Consider the following 20,431-nt stretch of genomic DNA (forward strand, 5'->3'; position numbering starts at 1 on the left):
CACCTCCCTCAACGGCACGGGGGCCTCGTGCGTTGCGGACACAGATACCCTCACCCGATCGGTGACCACGTTGAAAAAGCTCATTGAAGATGAATAGATAAAAGGAGATTGTTGCGTGGATCGTCGCACTCGATACTTCATGCGTGATGAGAAATTCAGGACTCCCGAATTCATCGGTCCTGCGGATCTAGAGGTCCTAGGGGACTGGGTGACCGAGGACATCCAGCTTGTTCCATACGACATCCTGGAGGCGATCGATCTGGTAAGGCTGGCGCAGGCCAACCCTGATGCCGATCCGGAGGAGCTGAGCGGGAATGCCTTCGCTGCCACTATCGGCCCGCAGGGTGTGACGATCGAGAACCACTTCGTGGAGGACATGCAGGGTGAGTTTTCTCTGGGTACGGTACTGGATGTCTTGCTCGACTTCTGGGACTACTGCGTGCCGGGGCGTCCGCGATATGTCGCTCCTGCTTGGGAAAGATATGTAAAGGAGAGCGGCCGGGATCCGCTCGCAGGGCTTCGACAGGTCACAAACTGATTCTGTTGCTCGAAGATTCTGGGGGTGTTCTAGGTGAGCCGGCGTCCACGCGGGCGCCGGCTGCTGCCTGCTTGTCGTGTCAGGTAAGCAGGTTTGCCCGGGCGATACCCATCACCGAACACACGCCACGGAAAGGTTACACACCGTAAACATGTGTGGGTGTCTCTGAGTCGTTCGAGGGACACCGCAGCAGCCGCTGACGGCAACAAGGAGTGTGATGGCCCGGCTGCCGACCGGACCATCATGGTGCACCGGTCCGGCTACACCCACGTATCCAGCCACATCCTCGCCCGCCAGTCCTCGATCGGGATCGCGGTGCCGGTGTACAGCGGCCAGAAATAAATGAAGTTCCAGGCGATCAGCAGGACCAGGACGCCCGCGCCGGTGGCGCCTGCCACGCGGCGGGTGTCACCGGCGCCGGGCGGGCCGAGGAGCGCACCGATCAGCATGGCCACGGCCAGGCACAGGAACGGCACGAAGACCACGGCGTAGAAGAAGAAGATCGTGCGCTCCTGGTACAGGAACCAGGGCAGATACCCGGCCGCCACACCGCAGGCGATGGCGCCCGCCCGCCAGTCGCGGCGGAAGAACCACCGCCACAGCACGTACACCAGCGCCGCGCACGCCGCCCACCACAGCATCGGGGTGCCCAGCGCGAGGACCTCGCGGGCGCACTTGTCGCCGGCGTCGACCGGGCAGCCGTCCGTGCCGGGCGAGGGGGACTCGTAGAAGTACGACACCGGGCGGCCGTCGACGATCCAGCTCCACGGGTTGGACATGTAGGTGTGCGGCGAGGACAGGCCGACGTGGAACTCGTACACCTCGTGCTCGTAGTGCCACAGGCTGCGCAGCCAGTCCGGCAGGAAGGTCCAGTTCCCGCCCCGGCCCTCGGTGGCCGCCCAGTCGCGGAAGTAGCCGCCGGTGCCGTCGGCGGGGGAGAGGATCCAGCCCAGCCAGGACAGCAGGTACACGGCGAGCGCGACCGGGACCGTGGCCAGGAACGTGATCCCGGTGTCCCGCTTCAGCGCGGCCAGGTACGGCCGGTGGGCCCCCGCCACCCGGCGGGCGCCGGCGTCCCACAGCACGGCCATCACACAGAACGCGGCCAGGATGTACAGGCCGTTCCATTTGGTGCCGGCCGCCAGGCCCAGCAGCAGCCCGGCCGCCCACCGCCACGGCCGCCACCCCAGACGGGCGGTCTCCGCGACGTACGCGTCCGGCCGGAGCTGGCCGTCCGCGTCCACGGGCAGGGCGGCGGCCAGCCGCGCCCGGGAGCGGTCGCGGTCGATCAGCAGGCAGCCGAAGGCCGCCACCACGAAAAACATCAGCACTCCGTCGAGCAGCGAGGTGCGGCTCATCACGAAGTGCAGTCCGTCCACCGCCATCAGCGCGCCCGCCACACAGCCGAGGAACGTGGAGCGGAACAGGCGGCGGCCGATCCGGCACAGCAGCAGCACCGACAGCGTGCCGAGCAGCGCCGTCATGAAACGCCAGCCGAACGGGTCGAACCCGAACATCAGCTCGCCGAGACCGATCACGTATTTGCCGACCGGCGGGTGCACCACGTACGCCGCGTCGTGCGGCACGGGGACGTGCCCACCCGTGCTCAGGATCAGGTCGTTGGCGTTCTTGTCCCAGTTGACCTCGAAGCCGCGGTGGACGAGCGCCCAGGCGTCCTTGGCGTAGTACGTCTCGTCGAATATGACCGCCTTCGGGCTGCCCAGGTGCCAGAACCGCAGCACGCCGGCCAGCAGCGTCACCAGCAGCGGCCCGCCCCAGCCCGCCCAGCGGGCCAGCCGGTCGCCGAGCCGCTGCGGCAGGCCGAGGGCCGCCCACAGCCGCGGGCCCGGCTGCGCGTACGGCGGCACCAGCCGGCCGGCGAGGCCGGCGTCGCGTGCGGGCCCCGCCGCGACGGGCCGGTGGCCGAAGCGGCGCAGCCGCCCCTGCCACGACGGCCGCCGCTCGTGGGGGGCCAGGTCCTTCCGGGTGTCCGTGGAGGACGCGGTACTGGTCACCCGCGCCATGGTAGGGAACCGTGCTGTGCGAGTCCCGTGCTCCGCCCTCACCGGCCGGATGCGCGTCCGGCACCGGCCGTGCCGTAAGGCCCCGGACGGCTTGAGAGGATGAGGGACGTGACTGGAACCCTTGTCTTGGCGGGCACCCCCATCGGCGACGTCCAGGACGCGCCGCCCCGGCTCGCCGCGGAGCTGGCCGAGGCGGACGTGGTGGCCGCGGAGGACACCCGGCGGCTGAAGCGGCTCGCGCAGGCCCTCGGCGTCACCCCGCGCGGGCGCGTGGTGTCGTACTTCGAGGGCAACGAGTCCGCCCGCACCCCGGAGCTGGTCCAGGAGCTGCTGGGCGGGGCACGGGTGCTGCTGGTGACGGACGCGGGCATGCCGTCGGTGTCCGACCCCGGCTACCGGCTGGTCGCCGCGGCCGTGGCCGAGGACGTCCGGGTCACCGCCGTGCCCGGCCCGTCCGCGGTGCTCACCGCGCTGGCACTGTCCGGGCTGCCGGTCGACCGCTTCTGTTTCGAGGGGTTCCTGCCGCGCAAGGCGGGCGAGCGGCTCTCCCGGCTCAAGGAGATCGCCGAGGAGCGGCGCACGCTCGTCTTCTTCGAGTCCCCGCACCGCATCGAGGACACGCTCGCGGCGATGGCCGAGGTGTTCGGCGCCGGCCGGCGCGCCGCCGTGTGCCGCGAGCTGACCAAGACGTACGAGGAGGTACGGCGCGGCGGGCTCGGCGAGCTGACGGCCTGGGCCGCCGAAGGGGTCCGCGGCGAGATCACCGTGGTGGTCGAGGGCGCGCCCGAGAAGAAGCCCGAGGAGATCGACGCGGCCGAGCTGGTGCGGCGGGTCCGTGCCCGCGAGGAGGCCGGCGAACGCCGCAAGGAGGCCATCGCGGCGGTCGCGGCCGAGGCCGGGCTGCCGAAGCGGGAGGTCTTCGACGCGGTGGTGGCGGCCAAGCACGCGGGGTGAGGACCGGCGAGGTCGCTGGTCGTCCTGAGCCGGGCCGGGGCGTGCGCCAGGGGAGCGCGGCGTGATGCCTGAGCCGGCGGGTGGGGCGCTGTGCGGCCGCTGCGCGGCGCAGGCGCCGTGAAGGGGCTCACAGCTGCTCTGAGCAGGGCGTATCCCGTCTGAGCGGGCGCCCCAAGCGCGGGCAAAGCCCCGTTTCCGGACGGCAAAGCGGCAGCCGCCGTCCGGGGCGTCCGGGCAAGCACGGCCCAAATCGCCGCCAACACTCGACAGGTCGGCTGCGCCTGGCCCGGCGCGGTCGTCCACTGGAGCGCGGGGAGACGCACCGCCACCCCCATCTCCAGCGGCAACGTGAGGAGCCGGTATGAGCGAGATCACCGGACGGGCCGGTCACCGGCAGGCGGCGGACGCCGTCGTCGAGGAGTCCTACTCCTTCGCCTGCATGCGCTGCGGGCACGGATGGGAGCAGACCTTCCAGATAGAGCACTACACCGACGCCGACGGCAACGCGTTCGTGGTGTGGGTGGCCGACGGCCGTGTCGTGCCGTCGCCGCTGAGCCGGCCCGCCTGCCGCAATTGCGACGGCCACCTGGTGCGGATCATGCGCCCGGGCAGGGTGGCCCGCGCGCAGAGCCACCTGCACAGTCATCCGCACGAGGACGAGAACCGGTGGCAGCGCCCCGTGGCGTCCGCGGCGGACCCGGCGTCCAGGGCCGCGTCCGGCAAGGAGGCGACGGCCCGCGAGCCCGGGGAGCACCACCACTGGCACCTGTCGGACCTGCTGCATCCGTTCCACCGCAAGGCCGGCTGACCGGCAACGCCGACCGGATGGGGAGCCGTGCGGGAGCGGGCGGCGCCGGCGCCTTCCGTAGGATCGGGGGTATGCCTTCGAACGCCGACAAGGCCGACAAGAACGCGGCGCCCCCGCTCCCCGAGCCCCTGAGGACACCGGTCGCCGACTCCCACACCCACCTCGACATGCAGCTGGGCACCGTGGAGGAGCAGCTGGCCAAGGCGGCGTCGGTGGGCGTGACCACGGTCGTGCAGGTCGGATGCGACCTGGCCGGCTCGCGCTGGGCCGCCGAGACCGCGAAGGCGCACCCGAACGTCCACGCCGCGGTCGCCCTGCATCCCAACGAGGCACCGCGCATCGTCCACGGCGACCCCGACGGATGGTCCCGGCAGGGCGCCCGGGAGCCCGGCGGGACGGCGGCCCTGGACGAGGCGCTCGCCGAGATCGACCGGCTCGCCGCCCTGCCCGAGGTCAAGGGCGTGGGCGAGAGCGGCCTCGACTACTTCCGCACCGGCCCGGAGGGCATACAGGCCCAGGAGCAGTCCTTCCGCGCCCACATCGAGATCGCCAAACGGCACGGCAAGACCCTGGTCATCCACGACCGCGAGGCCCACGCCGACGTCCTGCGCATCCTGAAGGAGGAGGGCGCCCCCGAGCGCACGGTGTTCCACTGCTACTCCGGCGACGCGGAGATGGCCGAGGTGTGCGCCCGCGCCGGCTACTTCATGTCCTTCGCCGGGAACGTCACCTTCAAGAACGCGCAGAACCTGCGGGACGCGCTCGCCGTGGCCCCGCTGGAGCTGGTGCTGGTGGAGACCGACGCGCCGTTCCTGACCCCGGCACCGTTCCGCGGGCGGCCCAACGCGCCGTACCTGATCCCGGTCACCTTGCGCGCCATGGCCGAGGTGCGGGGGGTCGACGAGGACACGATGGCCGCGGCCCTGGCCGCCAACACGGCCCGCGCCTTCGGCTACTGACGCGGCACTCCGCGCCTTCGGCTGTGTGCCGGGGCGCCCATGACTGCTGACGGGCTCGCCCGGCGTTGCAGTACAGGCGCCGGGGGAACGCACCGGGCGGCCCCGGTGACCGGCCGAGGCGGTTCCTGCCGGGGCGGTCCCGGGCGGGCGGCGCCGCCCGCCCCCGTACCCTTGTGCCGTGAGCAGCCCCACCCCCGACGCCCTGCTGGGCCCCGCCGACGTCCGTGAGCTGGCGGCAGCCCTCGGCGTACGCCCCACCAAGCAGCGCGGCCAGAACTTCGTCATCGACGCGAACACCGTCCGCCGCATCGTCCGCACCGCCGATGTCCGCCCCGAGGACGTGGTCGTCGAGGTCGGGCCGGGGCTCGGCTCCCTCACTCTGGCCCTGCTGGAGGTCGCCGGCCACGTCACCGCCGTGGAGATCGACGGCGTGCTGGCGGCCGCGCTGCCCGCGACCGTGGCGGCGCGCATGCCCGGCCGCGCCGACCGGTTCGCGCTGGTCCACTCCGACGCCCTGCACGTCACCGAGTTGCCCGGCCCCGCCCCGACCGCGCTGGTCGCCAACCTGCCCTACAACGTCGCCGTGCCCGTGCTGCTGCACATGCTCGACACCTTCCCGAGCATCGAGCGCACCCTCGTCATGGTGCAGTCGGAGGTCGCCGACCGGCTGTCCGCCGCCCCCGGCTCCAAGGTGTACGGGGTGCCGTCGGTCAAGGCCGCCTGGTACGCCGATGTCAAGCGGGCCGGGGCCATCGGCCGCAACGTCTTCTGGCCCGCGCCGAACGTCGACAGCGGCCTGGTGTCGCTGGTGCGGCGCACCGAGCCGGTCAAGACCACGGCCACCAAGGACGAGGTCTTCGCCGTCGTCGACGCCGCCTTCGCGCAGCGCCGCAAGACCCTGCGCGCCGCGCTGGCCGGCTGGGCCGGGTCGGCGGCGGCCGCCGAGGCGGCGCTCGTGGCCGCCGGTGTCTCGCCGCAGGCGCGGGGCGAGGCGCTGACGGTGCAGGAGTTCGCGCGCATCGCAGAGCACGCGCCCATCGCGGAGCACAAGGAGCCCGGAAACCAGTGAGCGTCACCGTCCGTGTCCCGGCCAAGGTCAACGTCCAGCTCGCGGTGGGCGCCGCCCGCCCCGACGGCTTCCACGACCTGGCGAACGTCTTCCTGGCGGTCGGCCTGTACGACGAGGTCACCGTCACCGAGTCCGACGAGCTGCGCGTGACCTGCGAGGGCCCGGACGCCGGCCAGGTCCCGCTGGACCGGACGAACCTCGCCGCCCGCGCGGCGCTGAAGCTCGCCGAGCGCCACGGCCGCAGCCCCGCCGTGCACATCCACATCGCCAAGGACATCCCCGTGGCCGGCGGCATGGCGGGCGGCAGCGCGGACGGCGCGGGCGCCCTGGTGGCCTGCGACGCGCTGTGGGGCACCGGCGCCTCGCGCGAGGAGCTGCTGGACATCTGCGCCGAGCTGGGCAGCGACGTGCCGTTCAGCCTGGTCGGCGGGGCCGCGCTGGGCACCGGGCGCGGGGAGCGGCTGGAGCCGCTTCAGGTGGGCGGCACCTTCCACTGGGTGTTCGCCCTCGCCGACGGCGGGCTGTCCACCCCGGCGGTGTACGGCGAGTTCGACCGTCTGACGGCCGGACGGAACGTCCCCGAGCCCCAGGCCTCGCCCGAGCTGCTGGCCGCGCTGGCCAAGGGCGACGTGGACGCGCTGGCGGCGACGGTCTCCAACGATCTGCAGCCCGCGGCCCTGTCCCTGTTCCCGTCGCTGACCGGAACCCTGCGGGCCGGACGCGAGGCCGGTGCGCTGGCCGCGCTGGTCTCCGGATCGGGGCCGACCACGGCGTTCCTGGTCCGGGACGCCGACGCGGCGGACACGGTGGCCCGGGCGCTGCTCGCCTCCGGCACCTGCCGGTCGGTGCGCACGGCAGCCGGCCCGGCGGCAGGCGCGACGCTTGTGTGAGGCCGCCGGCCCTCTGGGCACACCGGTCACGTGAGGCCGCCGGCCTTCTGAGGGCAGCACTCCTGCGAGGCGGCTGGACGTAGCGCTGCGGGCTCACGAGGACCAGGCTCCCGTCGATCAGCTCGGTGTGCGGCGGGAGATCCGGCATCGTGAGCAGATCGTCGACGGTGTAGCCGTCCATCGGGGGGCATGCGCCATCCGGACTGCTCAGCATGCTCGGCCGTCATGGTTCCTTCCAGGGACAACAGCCTGGCGCCTGCCCTCCACGGTGGCGGCGCATCACACCCGCGTCACCACGAAGAGTGACGATCCCCTCGCGCGTCGCCCGCGCCCCCCGAGGCCCTACGCTTGAAGGCTGTCCCACCCCCGGCTCAGGAGCGACATGGCCGTCAACCTCGTCAATGTCGAGAACATCAGCAAGGTCTACGGCACCCGAGCCGTGCTCGACGGTGTGTCACTCGGCGTGTCCGAGGGCGACCGGATCGGCGTCGTCGGCCGCAACGGCGACGGCAAGACCACACTGATCCGGACGCTGGCCAGGCTGGAGGAGCCCGACACCGGGCGGGTCACCCACCTGGGCGGGCTGCGGCTCGGCGTGCTCACCCAGCACGACTCCCTCGACCCCGAGGCCACCGTGCGGCACGAGGTCCTCGGCGACATGGCCGACCACGAGTGGGCGGGCGACGCGAAGATCCGCGACGTCCTCACCGGCCTGTTCGGCGGGCTGGACCTGCCCGGCTTCCCGCAGGGCCTGGACACCGTCGTCGGCCCGCTGTCCGGTGGTGAGCGGCGGCGCATCGCGCTGGCCAAGCTGCTCATCGCGGAACAGGACCTGATCGTCCTCGACGAGCCCACCAACCACCTCGACGTCGAGGGCATCGCCTGGCTGGCCCGGCATCTGCGCGAGCGCCGCTCGGCACTGGTGTGCGTCACCCACGACCGGTGGTTCCTGGACCAGGTGTGCACCCGCATGTGGGACGTGCAGCGCGGCACCGTCTACGAGTACGAGGGCGGCTACTCCGACTACGTCTTCGCCCGGGCCGAACGCGAGCGCATCGCCGCCGGCGAGGAGGCCAAGCGGCAGAACCTGATCCGCAAGGAGCTGGCGTGGCTGCGGCGCGGCGCGCCCGCCCGCACCTCCAAGCCGCGTTTCCGCGTCGAGGCGGCCAACGAGCTGATCAAGGACGTGCCGCCGCCCCGGGACCGCAGCGAGCTGATGAAGTTCGCCTCCTCCCGGCTCGGCAAGACCGTCTTCGACCTGGAGAACGTGACCGTCCAGGCCGGCCCCAAGGTGCTGCTCAAGCACGTCACCTGGCAGCTCGGCCCCGGCGACCGGGTCGGTCTGGTCGGCGTCAACGGCGCGGGCAAGACGTCCCTGCTGCGGGCCCTGGAGCGGGCCGCGCGCACCGAGGGGGAGGAGCAGCCCGCGGGCGGGCGGATCGCCGTCGGCAAGACCGTCAAGCTGGCCTGCCTGTCCCAGGAGATCGGCGAACTCGACCCCAGCTGGCGGGTCCTGGAGGCCGTGCAGCGGGTCCGTGAGCGCGTCGACCTCGGCAAGGGGCGGGAGATGACCGCCGGGCAGCTGTGCGAGACCTTCGGTTTCGGCAAGGAGAAGCAGTGGACGCCGGTGGGCGACCTGTCCGGCGGCGAGCGGCGGCGGCTGCAGCTGCTGCGGCTGCTCATGGACGAGCCCAACGTCCTCTTCCTCGACGAGCCCACCAACGACCTCGACATCGAGACCCTCACTCAGCTCGAGGACCTGCTCGACGGCTGGCCCGGCTCGATGATCGTCATCTCCCACGACCGGTTCTTCATCGAGCGCACCACCGACACCGTCTACGCGCTCCTCGGCGACGGCACGCTGCGGATGCTGCCGCGCGGCATCGACGAATACCTGGAGCGCAGGCAGCGCATGGAGCAGCAGGCCGCGGTCGCCGGTCCGGCGCCCGCCGCGCGGAAGGCCGCGCCGCCGACGGCGCACAAGCCGCAGAAGAGCGCCGCCGAGCAGCGCGCCGCGAAGAAGGAACTGCAGAAGATCGAGCGGCAGCTGGACCGGATCGCGGAGAAGGAGTCCGCGCTGCACGCCCGGATCGCCGAGCACGCCACCGACTTCGAGAAGGTCGCCGAACTGCACGCGGACCTGCGCACCCTGACGGCCGAGCGGGAGGAACTGGAACTGCGGTGGCTGAATCTCGCCGAGGACGCATAGCCCCCGAAGACGCGTGAAGGCCGGCGCGTGCGCCGCGTGAAGGGGGCGTGAAGGACCGTAACGGGGCCATCACGACCCGGTCCGCGCCCGGGCACAGGCGTGGTCACAGCCGGTGGGCCGTCGGTCACGGGTGATATGAAGGACGCGTTGGAGAACTGTCCGATTTCGATGAGCAGTACGACTCTGGGTCCTTCGCGAACCTCAGGGCGTGGCGAAAAATCAGTGAACGAGGGGGAAACGCGCTGATGACTCAGCCGCCCGGCCAGCCGCCGCAGGGCCACTCGGGAGCACCGCAGTCACAGGACCGGCCCCCGCAGCCGGCCACGCCGCCCGGCGGTGGATTCGGCCCCCCGCGGATACAGCCCGCCCACCAGGACGCGTCGGGCACGCCGTCGCAGGACCCCGCCCCCCAGGACGCGGGCCAGGCCACGCCCGCGCAGGGCGCCGGGCAGACCCCGCCCGCCCCGCCGGCCGCTCCGCCGCAGCCGGCGCCCGGCTACGGCTACCCGCAGCAGCCGGCCGGCCCGTACGCTCCGCCGCGGCAGCCGGGTCCGTACCAGCAGCAGCCGCAGAACCCGTACGCGCAGCCGGGCCCCTACGCGCAGCCGGGCCCGTACGACCAGCCGGGCCCGTACGCGCAGCCGGGCCCGTACGACCAGCCCGGTCCGTACGGCCGGCAGCCCGGCTACGGCTACCCGCAGCCGCAGTTCCCTGGCGGCCCTGCCACCCCGCCGCCCGCCGCCGGCTCCCGCAACCCCTTCACGGGGCGGCCCGCGGCCGTCATCGGCGCGGCCGTGGCCGGTCTGCTGGTGGTCGGCGGCGCCGTGTGGGCCGTGGCCGGCGGCGGTGACGACAAGAAGCAGCAGAAGAAGCCGGTCGCCGGGCACAGCTCCGCGAGCGCACCGGTCAACCCCGGCGACGGCCGCGGTGCCGGCGACGAGGATCCGGAGGATTTCAACGAGGGCCGCAAGCCGGGAGAGGCCCGCGTGCTCTGGTACAAGACGGCCCCGGACGCACCCAAGGACGGCGCCGACGCCCCCGGCATGTGGATCACCGACAAGACGGTGGTCAAGCCCGCCTACAAGCAGCTCTTCGCCTACAACGTCGACGACGGCAAACCGACCTGGGACCCGGTCTCCTTCCCGCAGCAGATCTGCGCCGTGACCCCGGTCAAGTCGGCCGACGACAAGGTCGTCGTGGCCTACGAGAGCCACAGCGGCGATCGCACCGCCTGCGACCAGCTCCAGCAGATCGACCTGAACACCGGGAAGAAAGGCTGGAGCATGAAGGTGACCAGGGGTGACGACATGTTCGACAACACGGTCACCATCAGCCTGGCCGTCAGCGGCAGGACGCTCGTGGTCGGCCGCCAGCTGTCCGGTGTCGCCTACGACATCGACACCGGCCGCAAGCTGTTCGACAAGGAGAAGTACGGCGCCGGCTGCTTCCCGGCCGGGTTCGCGGGCGGCACCCGGCTGATCCAGGTCGCGTCGTGCGGCGCCGGCGGCAGCAACGAACACGACGAGGTGCAGGAACTCGACCCGGCCACCGGCAAGGTGAAGTGGACCCGCGTCCTCCCCGAGGGCTGGAGTGCCCAGCGCACCTTCTCCCTCGATCCGCTGGTGCTGTACTCCACCCACGAGGACGGCAAGCGCTACAACATCTCCGTCCTGGACACCAAGGGCGGCATCCGCAGCCAGGTCGACGTCAAGGGCAGCTTCGAGCCCCAGTGCGCCTGGCCGGGGCTCAACCGCAACCTGCAGGGCTGCTCGGGCGTGGCCGCCGACGCGAACACCCTGTACCTGCCGACCGCGGTGACCATGGGGGCCAACGAGATCGTCGCGGTCGACCTGGACACCGGCAAGGAGAAGTGGCGGGTGAAGTCCCCGACCGACACCTCCATGCAGCCCATCAAGACGGAGAACGGGAAGCTCATCGCCTACGTCGAGCCGTCGTACGACCAGGGCGGCCAGGTGGTGTCCATCGCGTCGGCCGGTTCCTCCCACACCCCGGTCAAGCTGCTGCAGAACCCGGAGAACACCGCGGAGATCGAGAACGGGTTCTTCCGCAAGAACATCGACTGGGTCGGCGGGCGCTTCTACATCTCCAGCGCCCGGCTGGACGGCAGCGACGACGCCAAGGAAAAGCTGATGATGGCCTTCGGCAAGTAGCCTGCCCCACCGCAAGCAGCCTGCCGCACTGCTCGTCCCGGCCGGTGTGCCGTCCGGCCCCGGGGTGTGGCCTTTGACTGTGGTCCGCCGCCGATGCCGCACCCCCGCCGTGCCGTGCCCCGTCCTTCGCCGTCCCGTTTCGCCTGTAACCGCTTCCCCGAGGTACACGTGTCATGACCCAGCCGCCCCCGCCACCGGCCGGTTTCGGCCCGCCGCCGGACGACTCCTCCGGCGACCGCCCGTCCCAGCCCCCGCAGCCGCCGTCCGCCCCCCAGATGCCGCCCACGCCTCCGCAGGGCACGGGGCCGACTCCGCCCACGCCTGTGCAGAACGCCCGGCCGACCCCGCCTGCCCCACCGGCCGGTCCGCCGCAGCCGGCGCCGGGTTACGGCTACCCTCAGGCACCTCAGCCGCCCGCACCGCCCGCCGGTTACGGCTACCCTCAGGCCCCCCAGCCGCCCCAGCCGGCGCCGGGTTACGGCTACCCGCAGGCCCCCCAGACCCCGCAGCCGCCCGCAGGTTACGGCTACCCCGGGCAGCCGGCCGCGCCGAACCCGTACGCCCAGCAGCCGGGACCGTACGGCGGCTCCCCGTACTCCGGCTACGGCTACCCCGGGCATCCGGGCGCACCGTCCACCGCGCCGATGGCGCCGCAGGCCGGGGGATCGGGCGGCGGATCGCGCGAGAAGAAGAAGCAGCTGACGATCATCGTGGCGGCCGTGGCCGCGATCGCGCTGATCGTCGGCGGCGGCATCTGGTACACCGCCTCATTCGGCGGCGACACGAAGCACAGCGCCGACTCCGACGGCACCACGGACGACAAAGGCGGCGCGTCCGCGGGCAGCGCCAAGGAGAAGGTGCCCGCCGATCCTTCCTCCACGGTCCTGTTCCAGGTGCCGAGCCCCACGGTGTCGGACACGATCAACGCCCCCGGCTCCTGGCTGACCGACACGGTCTATGCCAAGAGCGGTGTCGCCGAGGTCGTCGGCTATGACCGTGACAAGGGCACCAAGCTGTGGACGATCAAGCTGCCCGGCCCGGTCTGCGAGGCCAGCACGCACATGACGGCCGACGGCCGCACGGCGATCGTCTACGAGCCCGCCATGCCCACCAAGGACGATCCCACGCACGGCTGCAGCCAGATAGCGGCGCTCGACCTCAAGGCCGGCAAGAAACTGTGGACGCAGACCGTGAAGGCCGGTGACGAGCTGGAGACCTTCGACAACATCACGGTCAGCGCGGACGCCGTGGCCGTGGGCAGCTCCTCCGGCGGGGCCGCCTTCGGCATCGCCGACGGCAAGGCCCGGTGGCTGCCGAAGCCGGACGGAGACTGCTACGACTCCGGGTACGCCGGCGGCGCCAAGCTGGTCGCGGTGCGCAAGTGCGGCACGTACGGCGAGCGCGTCCTGCACATCCAGACCGTCGACCCGAAGACCGGCAAGGTGCTCTCCGACTACACGATGGCGCAGGGCATCGAGGACGCGGCGGTGATCTCCACCGACCCGCTCGTCGTCGCGGCCGACGCCGGCGGCACCGCCAAGGGCAGCGCCATCTCCGACTTCTTCTCCATCGACAACACCACCGGCAAACTGCGCACGCACATCTCGGTGACGGGCGACATCTACGCCGTCGACTGCGACAGCATCTATCACGCCGAGGACTGCACCAACGCCGTCGTCGGCAACGACCGGCTGTACGTGTCGACCGAGCGGCACGGCGGCAGCGCCGACTCCGACACCAACGAGATCGTCGCCTTCGACCTGGCCACCGGCAAGCAGACCGGTCAGCGCGCGGACGCCGGTGACGACTGGGAGATCTATCCGCTGCGCATGGACGGGCCGGACATCATCGCCTACAAGTCGCCGCCGTGGGACAAGGGCGCGCAGGTGGTCAGCATCGACGGCGACACCTTCAAACAGACCGTCCTGATGCAGAACCCGGCCACCGATGAGGTGCGCGACATCGAGATGGACTTCTCCCCGGACACCTCCGAGTTCCGCTACGGACAGGGCCGTCTGTTCATGGCGGAGGACTACGTCCATGAGCCGTCCTCCTACGGCAAGGACTACCTGGTGGTGGCCTACGGCACCGACAGCTGACCCGCCCGGCCACCGCCTCACGGCCCCGCCCTCCCGTCCGGGGGGCGGGGCCGTGCGCGTACCGGGGCGGGGCCGGGACGCGTACCGGGTGCCGGTCCGCCGGCCCGCAAGCCGTCCGTGTGCCGTCCGTGCGCGGCCGCCGGCCGGCCAAAGTCCGCCGATCCGGGGCACTTTGCGCCGGTAGGGGCAGCGCGATGGGCGGCGAGCGTGTAGCTTCCGGGACATGGAGGGCCGGTGTGCCGGGGGCCACCGGGTGTGGGGGTGCCGGCGGCTCCTTCGGGGGATCCGGCGGGCATCCCCGGCTGCGTACGCAGGGGGGACTGGGGGGTTGTGCGATGGGAGTGCGGCTCATGGTGGTCGACGACCACCGACTGCACGCCGAGGCGCTGGCCTCGGCGCTGAAGCTGCGCGGGCACAGGGTGCTGGCCGCCGCGGCGCCGGCCGCGGGCGCGGCGGACCTGGTGATCAGCCGTGCGCCGGAGGTGTGCCTGCTGGGCACGGCGACCCCCGCCGAGCCGGGCATGTTCGAGCCTGTCGTCCGGATCAAGCGGGAGCGTCCGCAGATCGCGGTGGTCGTGCTGGGGCCGGTGCCCTCGCCGCGCGGTATCGCCGCCGCGTTCGCCGCGGGTGCCTCGGGCTATGTGCGGCACGACGAGCGCATCGAGGGCGTGGAGCGGGCGATCACCAAGGCGCGGGCGGGGGAGGCCGCGGTGGCCCCGCAACTGCTGCAGGGGGCCTTCGGCGAGCTGCTGAACCCGTCCGACCAGGCCGACGACGAGGGGCAGCGGCTGCTGCGGTTGCTCACCCCGCGGGAGGCGGAGGTGCTGGTCAGGATCGCCGAGGGCGAGGACACCCGGCTGATCGCGGCGGGCATGGGCATCGCGCCGAGCACGGCCCGCACCCATGTGCAGCGGGTGCTGATGAAGCTGGGGGTGGGTTCACGGCTGGAGGCCGCGGCCCTGGCGGCCCGCACGGGGCTGCTGGACCGTGCGAGCCGGCGCAGAGGATGAACCGAGGCCCCGCCGTGGCCCGCGTCCGCCGCGCGGGCGGGGGATGCGGGGCCGACGGCAGGGCCTCGGTCGTGAAGGTGCTGTGACGGATCGGGATGCTACTCGGACTCCGGCTCCTCCGCCGTGGTCGTGGGACGCAGTTTCAGCCACACCAGGAAGAACGCGCCCAGGATCAGCATGCCGATCCCGGTCCACAGGTTGATGTTCACTCCCTGCGCCTTGTCGATGGCCTTCTGGGAGTCGGTGATCCCGGTGATCGTGATGATGACGCCGTACACCACGAACAGCCCGCCGATGATCCGGCGCAGGTCGAAGATGCGTGCGGCGGTCGCGGACTTGCTCTGCAGTTCCTCGACCTCGCGCTGGACGTCGTACTCGGCGCCCGCGGGGCGGTGTGCGGAGTTCTCGGACTCGGACATGGTCTTCCAATCCTCCCGCGATCAGATCGAGAACGGGATGTAGCAGACGGCGGCGAGGACGACGGCGCCCCAGCCGAGCAGCGCGGGCCGGCGGTACCAGGCCTCGTCACCGGGCGCGGGCGGCTCGGCCGCACCCGGCGACCTGGTGCCGTAGACCAGGCCCTGCAGCTCCTGTTCCGGCTTGGGCTTGGTGAACAGCGACACGGCCACCATCACCACCGCACCGGCGACGAACCCGGCGATCGCGGAGACGAAGTTGGCGCCCTGGTCCGACGGGATGTCGACGATGCCGTTCTTGTACAGCACGAAGTAGTTGACCATCGCGGCGACGGTGCCGGCGAGCAGACCCCAGAAGCCGGACCTCATCGAGGCGCGCTTCCAGAACATGCCGATGATGAACACCACGAACATCGGCACGTTGAAGAAGGAGAACAGCGTCTGCAGGTAGCTCATGATGTTCGAGAACGACGACGCCAGGAACGCCGTCCCGATGGAGGCGAGCACGCCGATCGCGGTGATGAGCCGGCCGAAGCGCACGTAGTAGCCGTCCTCGCGGTCCTTGACCACGTACCGGGCCCAGATGTCGGTGGTGAACACCGTGTTGAACGACGACACGTTGGCCGCCATGCCCGCCATGAAGGCGGCGAGCAGACCGGTGACCGCGATGCCCAGCACGCCGTTGGGCAGCAGTTCCTGCATCAGGTAGGGGATGGCGTCGTTGTACTGCAGCCCGGAGGCGGAGGTGCCGATCTCGGGCACCAGGACCGCGGCGGCCAGACCCGGGATCATCACCAGGAAGACGATGAAGATCTTCGGGAAGGCGGCGATCAGCGGGGTGCGCTGGGCGGCGGAGAGGTTCTTCGCCGACAGGGCGCGCTGCACCTCGGCGAAGTTGGTCGTCCAGTAGCCGAAGGACAGCACGAAGCCGAGGCCGAGGACGATGGTGAGCCAGTTCGCGCCGAGCGGGTTGGCGTGGCCGATGCCGGTGCCGCCCCACGCGGTGGTGAAGTCATGTCCGTGGGCGGCGGTCAGCTTGTCGGTCAGGCCGTCCCAGCCGCCGACCTTCTTCAGGCTCAGCACCACGATCGGGATGAGGGCCGCGAGGATCACGAAGAACTGCAGCACCTCGTTGTAGATCGCGGAGGACAGGCCGCCGAGGGTGATGTAGGCCAGCACGAAGAAGCCGGCGACCACGATCGCCACCCACTGCGGCCAGCCCAGCAGGGCCTCGACCACGATCGCGAGGGCGTAGAGGTTGACGCCCGCGATCAGGATGGCGGCAAAGGCGAACAGGATCGAACTGAGCAGGTGCGCGCCCTTGTCAAAACGCAGCAGCAGGAACTCGGGGACGGAGCGGACCTTGCTGCCGTAGTAGAACGGCATCATCACCAGGCCCAGGAACACCATGGCCGGGATGGCGCCGATCCAGTACCAGTGCACGGTGTAGGCGCCGTACTGCGCGCTGTTGGCGGCCATGCCGAGGATCTCGGTGGCGGCCAGGTTGGCGGAGATGAACGCCAGGCCGGTGATCCAGGCGGGCAGCGACCGTCCGGAGAGGAAGAAGTCCAGGCTGGTCTTCACCGAGCGGCGCGCGGCGAAGCCGATGCCCAGGACGACGGCGAAGTAGATGGCGAGGATCGCGTAGTCCAGCCCGTTGGTGGGGAGACGTAGCTCCGCCGCCAGGTACGCGGGCGCGTGTGTGGGGGTGTGCATGAGTACTCGCTTCGTTGCGCGAACTGATCCAGGCGGAACCTACGCCCTTGCCTTCAGAAATTGAACACTTGTGTTGGTGGTCTTTGTTTGATTGTGATGTAAGCGTGGCGTAAACGAGCGGTGATCTTCGCCTGGCGTGCCGGAGTCGGAGGGTGACAGGGGGTGATCTTTGATGATTGGTTGTGGCGTGTTATGTTTGATTGTGTTGGTTGATGGAGCGTGGAGCTAGGCCTCCAGTGGGGAGTCCACCCGTGAAGAAGACCTCGACCCGGCTCGCCGACGGTCGTGAGCTCATCTACTACGACCTGCGGGACGACACCGTGCGGGACGCGGTCGACCGGCGGCCGCTGGAGCGGACCGTCACCACCTCCGAGATCCGCCACGACGTCCTGCTCGGCGACGCGGTCGCCGTGGCCTCCCACCGCCAGGGCCGCACCTACCACCCGCCGGCCGACGAATGCCCGCTGTGCCCGACCCGCGGCGACCACCTCACCGAGATCCCCGACTCGGCCTACGACGTGGTGGTCTTCGAGAACCGCTTCCCGTCCCTGGCCGGCGACTCCGGCCGCTGCGAGGTGGTCTGCTTCACCTCCGACCACAACGCCTCCTTCGCCGACCTGACCGACGAGCAGGCCCGCCTCGTCCTCGACGCCTGGACCGACCGCACCGGCGAGCTGTCCCAGCTGCCCTCCGTCACGCAGGTGTTCTGCTTCGAGAACCGCGGCGAGGAGATCGGCGTCACCCTCGGCCACCCGCACGGCCAGATCTACGCCTATCCCTTCGTCACCCCGCGCACCACGCTGATGCTGCGCTCCCTGGCCGCCCACAAGAACGCCACCGGCGGCGAGAACCTCTTCGACGCCGTGCTGCGGCGGGAACTGGCCGGCGAGCGGGTCGTGCTCACCACCGACCACTGGGCCGCCTTCGTCCCGTACGCCGCGCACTGGCCCTACGAGGTCCACCTCTACCCGCGCCGCCGCGTCCCCGACCTGCTGGCGCTGGACGAGGCGGCCCGCACAGAGTTCCCCCAGGTCTATCTGGAACTCTTGAGGCGCTTCGACCGGATCTTCGACGGTGAGGACGGGCAGAGCACCGGGAGCACACGCCCCACGCCCTACATCGCGGCCTGGCACCAGGCCCCGTTCGGCGCGCTGGACGGCTTCCACGGCGTGGTCCGCGATGACTTCGCCCTGCACCTGGAGCTTTTCACCATCCGCCGCACGTCCGGCAAGCTGAAGTTCCTCGCGGGTTCCGAGTCGGGCATGAGCGTGTTCATCAACGACGTGCCGCCGGAGCGCGCGGCCGAGCGACTGCGAGAGGTGGCCAGCTGATGAGCGGCACATATCTGGTGACGGGCGGAGCGGGGTATGTCGGGAGCGTGGTGGCCCAGCATCTGCTGGAGGCGGGGCACGAGGTCGTCGTGCTCGACAACCTGTCCACGGGCTTCCGCGAGGGCGTGCCCGCCGGCGCCGCCTTCATCGAGGGCGACATCCGCGACGCCGGCCGGTGGCTGGACGACTCCTTCGACGCCGTCCTGCACTTCGCGGCCTTCTCCCAGGTCGGCGAGTCGGTGGTGAAACCGGAGAAGTACTGGGAGAACAACGTCGGCGGCACCATGGCGCTGCTCGCCGCGATGCGCGAGGCGGGCGTGCGCACCCTGGTGTTCTCCTCCACCGCCGCCACCTACGGCGAACCCGTCAGCGTCCCGATCACCGAGACCGACCCGACCGCCCCCACCTCCCCCTACGGCGCCTCCAAGCTGGCCGTCGACCACATGATCACCGGAGAGGCGGCCGCCCACGGCCTCGGCGCGGTCTCGCTGCGCTACTTCAACGTCGCCGGCGCCTACGGTGCCTTCGGCGAGCGCCACGACCCCGAGTCCCACCTCATCCCGCTCGTGCTGCAGGTCGCCCTCGGCCGCCGCGAGACCATCTCCGTCTTCGGCGACGACTACCCCACCCCGGACGGCACCTGCGTCCGCGACTACATCCACGTCGCCGACCTCGCCGAGGCCCACCTGCTGGCCCTGCGCGCCGCCCGCCCCGGCGAGCACCTGATCTGCAACCTCGGCAACGGCAACGGCTTCTCCGTCCGCGAGGTGATCGACACGGCCCGCAAGGTCACCGGCCACCCCATCCCCGAGGTCGTGGCCCCCCGCCGCGGCGGCGACCCGGCGGTCCTGGTGGCCTCGGCCGCCGCCGCCCGTGAGAAGCTCGGCTGGAACCCCTCCCGTGCGGACCTCGCGGACATCATCGCGGACGCCTGGGAGTTCGCACAGCACATCGCGAAGGAGCGGTAAGTGGCGGCAGAGCAGGCTCAGCAGGTGCGGGACGGCTTCACCGCGCTGTACGGCGCCGAACCGGACGGCGTGTGGGCCGCCCCGGGCCGGGTCAACCTCATCGGCGAGCACACCGACTACAACGACGGCTTCGTCATGCCGTTCGCCCTGCCGCACACGGCCGTCGCCGCCGTCGCGCTGCGCCACGACGGCGTGCTGAGGCTGCACTCGGCGGACATGCCGTCCGACCCGGTCGAGCTGCGCGTCGCCGACCTCGCACCCGAGACCGCCCAGGGCTGGACCGCGTACCCGGCGGGCGTGGTGTGGGCGCTGCGCGAGGCCGGCCACGAGGTGCCCGGCGCCGACGTGCACCTGGCCTCCACCGTGCCCTCCGGGGCCGGCCTGTCCTCCTCGGCCGCACTGGAGGTCGTCGTCGCCCTGGCCCTGAACGACCTGTGCGAACTGGGCCTGAAGCGCTGGCAGCTGGCCCGCCTGTGCCAGCGCGCCGAGAACATCTACGTCGGCGCCCCCACCGGCATCATGGACCAGACGGCCGCCGCCTGCTGCCAGGCCGGCCACGCCCTGTTCCTCGACACCCGCGACCTGTCCCAGCGTCAGATTCCCTTCGACCTGGCCGCCCAGGGCCTGCGCCTGCTGGTGGTGGACACCCAGGTCAAGCACGCCCACAGCGAGGGCGAGTACGGCAAGCGCCGCGCCGGCTGCGAGAAGGGCGCGGCCCTGCTGGGCGTGGACGCCCTGCGCGACGTGCCCTACGACGGCCTGGACACCGCCCTGGCCCAGCTCGGCGACGAGGAGGAGGTCCGCCGCCTGGTGACGCACATCGTCACCGAGAACCGGCGCGTGGAACGTGTGGTGTCCCTGCTGGAGTCGGGCGAGACCCGCGCCATCGGCCCGCTGCTGACCGAGGGCCACGCCTCGCTCCGCGACGACTTCCGTATCTCCTGCGCGGAACTCGACCTGGTCGTCGACACCGCGCTCGCCTCCGGCGCCCTGGGCGCCCGGATGACCGGCGGCGGCTTCGGCGGCTCGGCGATCGTCCTGGCCGAGGCGGACGACGTGCCCGCCCTCACCAAGGCCTTCGAGGAGGCCTTCGCGAACGCCGGTTTCACGGCCCCGCGCGTCTTCGAGGCCGTGCCGTCGGCGGGCGCACGACGCCTCGCGTGACGGTTCGTCGCACGGGCTGACGGTGCCGGACGCCGGCCGGGCGATGCCGTGCCCGGCCGGCTCCGCGCTCCTGCCGCATGACGATCGGGCGGTTCCCCGCGCGAG

Annotated in this window: 16 protein-coding genes and 1 pseudogene; 13 read left to right on the forward strand and 4 right to left on the reverse strand. The window is 71.6% G+C overall.

The features are described 5' to 3' along the window. Nucleotides 1-115 precede the first annotated feature (115 nt). Nucleotides 116-538, forward strand: coding sequence for a hypothetical protein (locus IE286_RS13325; RefSeq protein WP_189796905.1), 423 nt, complete (start codon nt 116-118; stop codon nt 536-538). A 260-nt stretch (nt 539-798) separates the two neighbouring features. Here IE286_RS13325 and IE286_RS13330 read toward each other — a convergent pair whose 3' ends face one another. Then, nucleotides 799-2,553 carry a dolichyl-phosphate-mannose--protein mannosyltransferase gene (locus IE286_RS13330; RefSeq protein WP_189796906.1) on the reverse strand — a complete coding sequence of 585 codons (1,755 nt, stop codon included), beginning with the start codon at nt 2,551-2,553 and terminating at the stop codon, nt 799-801. Nucleotides 2,554-2,670: 117 nt separating this feature from the next. Here IE286_RS13330 and rsmI point away from each other — a divergent pair, with 117 nt between their 5' ends. The 5 genes from rsmI (at nt 2,671) to IE286_RS13355 (ending at nt 7,242) form a co-directional block, all read left to right on the forward strand. After that, on the forward strand, nt 2,671-3,516 hold the full coding sequence (rsmI, locus tag IE286_RS13335; RefSeq protein ID WP_189796907.1) for a 16S rRNA (cytidine(1402)-2'-O)-methyltransferase: 846 nt from the start codon (nt 2,671-2,673) through the stop codon (nt 3,514-3,516). A gap of 361 nt (nt 3,517-3,877) precedes the next feature. After that, complete coding sequence (locus tag IE286_RS13340) at nt 3,878-4,324, forward strand: hypothetical protein (protein WP_189796908.1); 447 nt, start codon at nt 3,878-3,880, stop codon at nt 4,322-4,324. 71 nt (nt 4,325-4,395) lie between these two features. Next, nucleotides 4,396-5,283: a TatD family hydrolase gene (locus tag IE286_RS13345; RefSeq protein WP_189796909.1), complete on the forward strand. Its 888-nt coding sequence runs from the start codon at nt 4,396-4,398 to the stop codon at nt 5,281-5,283. Between the two features lie 178 nt (nt 5,284-5,461). Next, complete coding sequence (gene rsmA / locus IE286_RS13350; RefSeq protein ID WP_189796910.1) at nt 5,462-6,352, forward strand: 16S rRNA (adenine(1518)-N(6)/adenine(1519)-N(6))-dimethyltransferase RsmA; 891 nt, start codon at nt 5,462-5,464, stop codon at nt 6,350-6,352. Further along, on the forward strand, nt 6,349-7,242 hold the full coding sequence (locus tag IE286_RS13355; RefSeq protein WP_189796911.1) for a 4-(cytidine 5'-diphospho)-2-C-methyl-D-erythritol kinase: 894 nt from the start codon (nt 6,349-6,351) through the stop codon (nt 7,240-7,242). The genes rsmA and IE286_RS13355 overlap by 4 nt, the downstream gene beginning before the upstream one ends. Before the next feature lie 82 nt (nt 7,243-7,324). Here IE286_RS13355 and IE286_RS27190 read toward each other — a convergent pair. Further along, nucleotides 7,325-7,469, reverse strand: a pseudogene (locus IE286_RS27190) (Uma2 family endonuclease); the annotation flags it as partial. A gap of 155 nt (nt 7,470-7,624) precedes the next feature. Here IE286_RS27190 and IE286_RS13360 point away from each other — a divergent pair. From IE286_RS13360 to IE286_RS13375, 4 genes are all read left to right on the forward strand, one after another. Then, nucleotides 7,625-9,451 carry an ABC-F family ATP-binding cassette domain-containing protein gene (locus IE286_RS13360; protein ID WP_189796912.1) on the forward strand — a complete coding sequence of 609 codons (1,827 nt, stop codon included), beginning with the start codon at nt 7,625-7,627 and terminating at the stop codon, nt 9,449-9,451. A 245-nt stretch (nt 9,452-9,696) separates the two neighbouring features. Then, on the forward strand, nt 9,697-11,622 hold the full coding sequence (locus IE286_RS13365; protein ID WP_189796913.1) for an outer membrane protein assembly factor BamB family protein: 1,926 nt from the start codon (nt 9,697-9,699) through the stop codon (nt 11,620-11,622). A 173-nt stretch (nt 11,623-11,795) separates the two neighbouring features. Further along, entirely contained in the window at nt 11,796-13,721 is a 1,926-nt protein-coding gene (locus tag IE286_RS13370) for an outer membrane protein assembly factor BamB family protein (protein WP_189796914.1), read from the forward strand. Nucleotides 13,722-14,056: 335 nt separating this feature from the next. Then, nucleotides 14,057-14,731 carry a response regulator transcription factor gene (locus tag IE286_RS13375; RefSeq protein ID WP_189796915.1) on the forward strand — a complete coding sequence of 225 codons (675 nt, stop codon included), beginning with the start codon at nt 14,057-14,059 and terminating at the stop codon, nt 14,729-14,731. A 98-nt stretch (nt 14,732-14,829) separates the two neighbouring features. On the opposite strand, the gene IE286_RS13380 is transcribed toward IE286_RS13375, so the two are convergent. Together IE286_RS13380 and IE286_RS13385 are read right to left on the reverse strand one after the other, a co-directional pair. Beyond that, on the reverse strand, nt 14,830-15,150 hold the full coding sequence (locus tag IE286_RS13380; RefSeq protein ID WP_189796916.1) for a hypothetical protein: 321 nt from the start codon (nt 15,148-15,150) through the stop codon (nt 14,830-14,832). 21 nt (nt 15,151-15,171) lie between these two features. Beyond that, complete coding sequence (locus IE286_RS13385) at nt 15,172-16,863, reverse strand: sodium:solute symporter family protein (protein ID WP_189796917.1); 1,692 nt, start codon at nt 16,861-16,863, stop codon at nt 15,172-15,174. A 251-nt stretch (nt 16,864-17,114) separates the two neighbouring features. Here IE286_RS13385 and galT point away from each other — a divergent pair, with 251 nt between their 5' ends. The 3 genes from galT to galK are packed head-to-tail and all read left to right on the forward strand — an operon-like array spanning nt 17,115 to nt 20,326. Beyond that, nucleotides 17,115-18,194, forward strand: a complete 1,080-nt coding sequence (gene galT, locus IE286_RS13390) for a galactose-1-phosphate uridylyltransferase (protein WP_189796918.1) — start codon at nt 17,115-17,117, stop codon at nt 18,192-18,194. Continuing rightward, entirely contained in the window at nt 18,194-19,162 is a 969-nt protein-coding gene (gene galE, locus IE286_RS13395; protein WP_189796919.1) for a UDP-glucose 4-epimerase GalE, read from the forward strand. The genes galT and galE overlap by 1 nt, the downstream gene beginning before the upstream one ends. Beyond that, complete coding sequence (gene galK / locus IE286_RS13400) at nt 19,163-20,326, forward strand: galactokinase (RefSeq protein ID WP_189796920.1); 1,164 nt, start codon at nt 19,163-19,165, stop codon at nt 20,324-20,326. It begins immediately after the preceding gene. Nucleotides 20,327-20,431: the final 105 nt, after the last annotated feature.

The sequence above is a fragment of the Streptomyces thermodiastaticus genome (assembly GCF_014656135.1).
GTDB classification, from domain to species: Bacteria; Actinomycetota; Actinomycetes; order Streptomycetales; family Streptomycetaceae; genus Streptomyces; species Streptomyces thermodiastaticus.

Excerpts from the sequence above, each read along its gene's own strand:
- galE (WP_189796919.1), top strand. The coding sequence starts at position 18,194 with ATGAGCGGCACATATCTGGTGACGGGCGGAGCGGGGTATGTCGGGAGC.
- IE286_RS13385 (WP_189796917.1), bottom strand. The coding sequence starts at position 16,863 with ATGCACACCCCCACACACGCGCCCGCGTACCTGGCGGCGGAGCTACGT.
- IE286_RS13340 (WP_189796908.1), top strand. The coding sequence starts at position 3,878 with ATGAGCGAGATCACCGGACGGGCCGGTCACCGGCAGGCGGCGGACGCC.
- IE286_RS13345 (WP_189796909.1), top strand. The coding sequence starts at position 4,396 with ATGCCTTCGAACGCCGACAAGGCCGACAAGAACGCGGCGCCCCCGCTC.
- IE286_RS13380 (WP_189796916.1), bottom strand. The coding sequence starts at position 15,150 with ATGTCCGAGTCCGAGAACTCCGCACACCGCCCCGCGGGCGCCGAGTAC.
- IE286_RS13375 (WP_189796915.1), top strand. The coding sequence starts at position 14,057 with ATGGGAGTGCGGCTCATGGTGGTCGACGACCACCGACTGCACGCCGAG.
- IE286_RS13360 (WP_189796912.1), top strand. The coding sequence starts at position 7,625 with ATGGCCGTCAACCTCGTCAATGTCGAGAACATCAGCAAGGTCTACGGC.
- IE286_RS13365 (WP_189796913.1), top strand. The coding sequence starts at position 9,697 with ATGACTCAGCCGCCCGGCCAGCCGCCGCAGGGCCACTCGGGAGCACCG.
- IE286_RS13370 (WP_189796914.1), top strand. The coding sequence starts at position 11,796 with ATGACCCAGCCGCCCCCGCCACCGGCCGGTTTCGGCCCGCCGCCGGAC.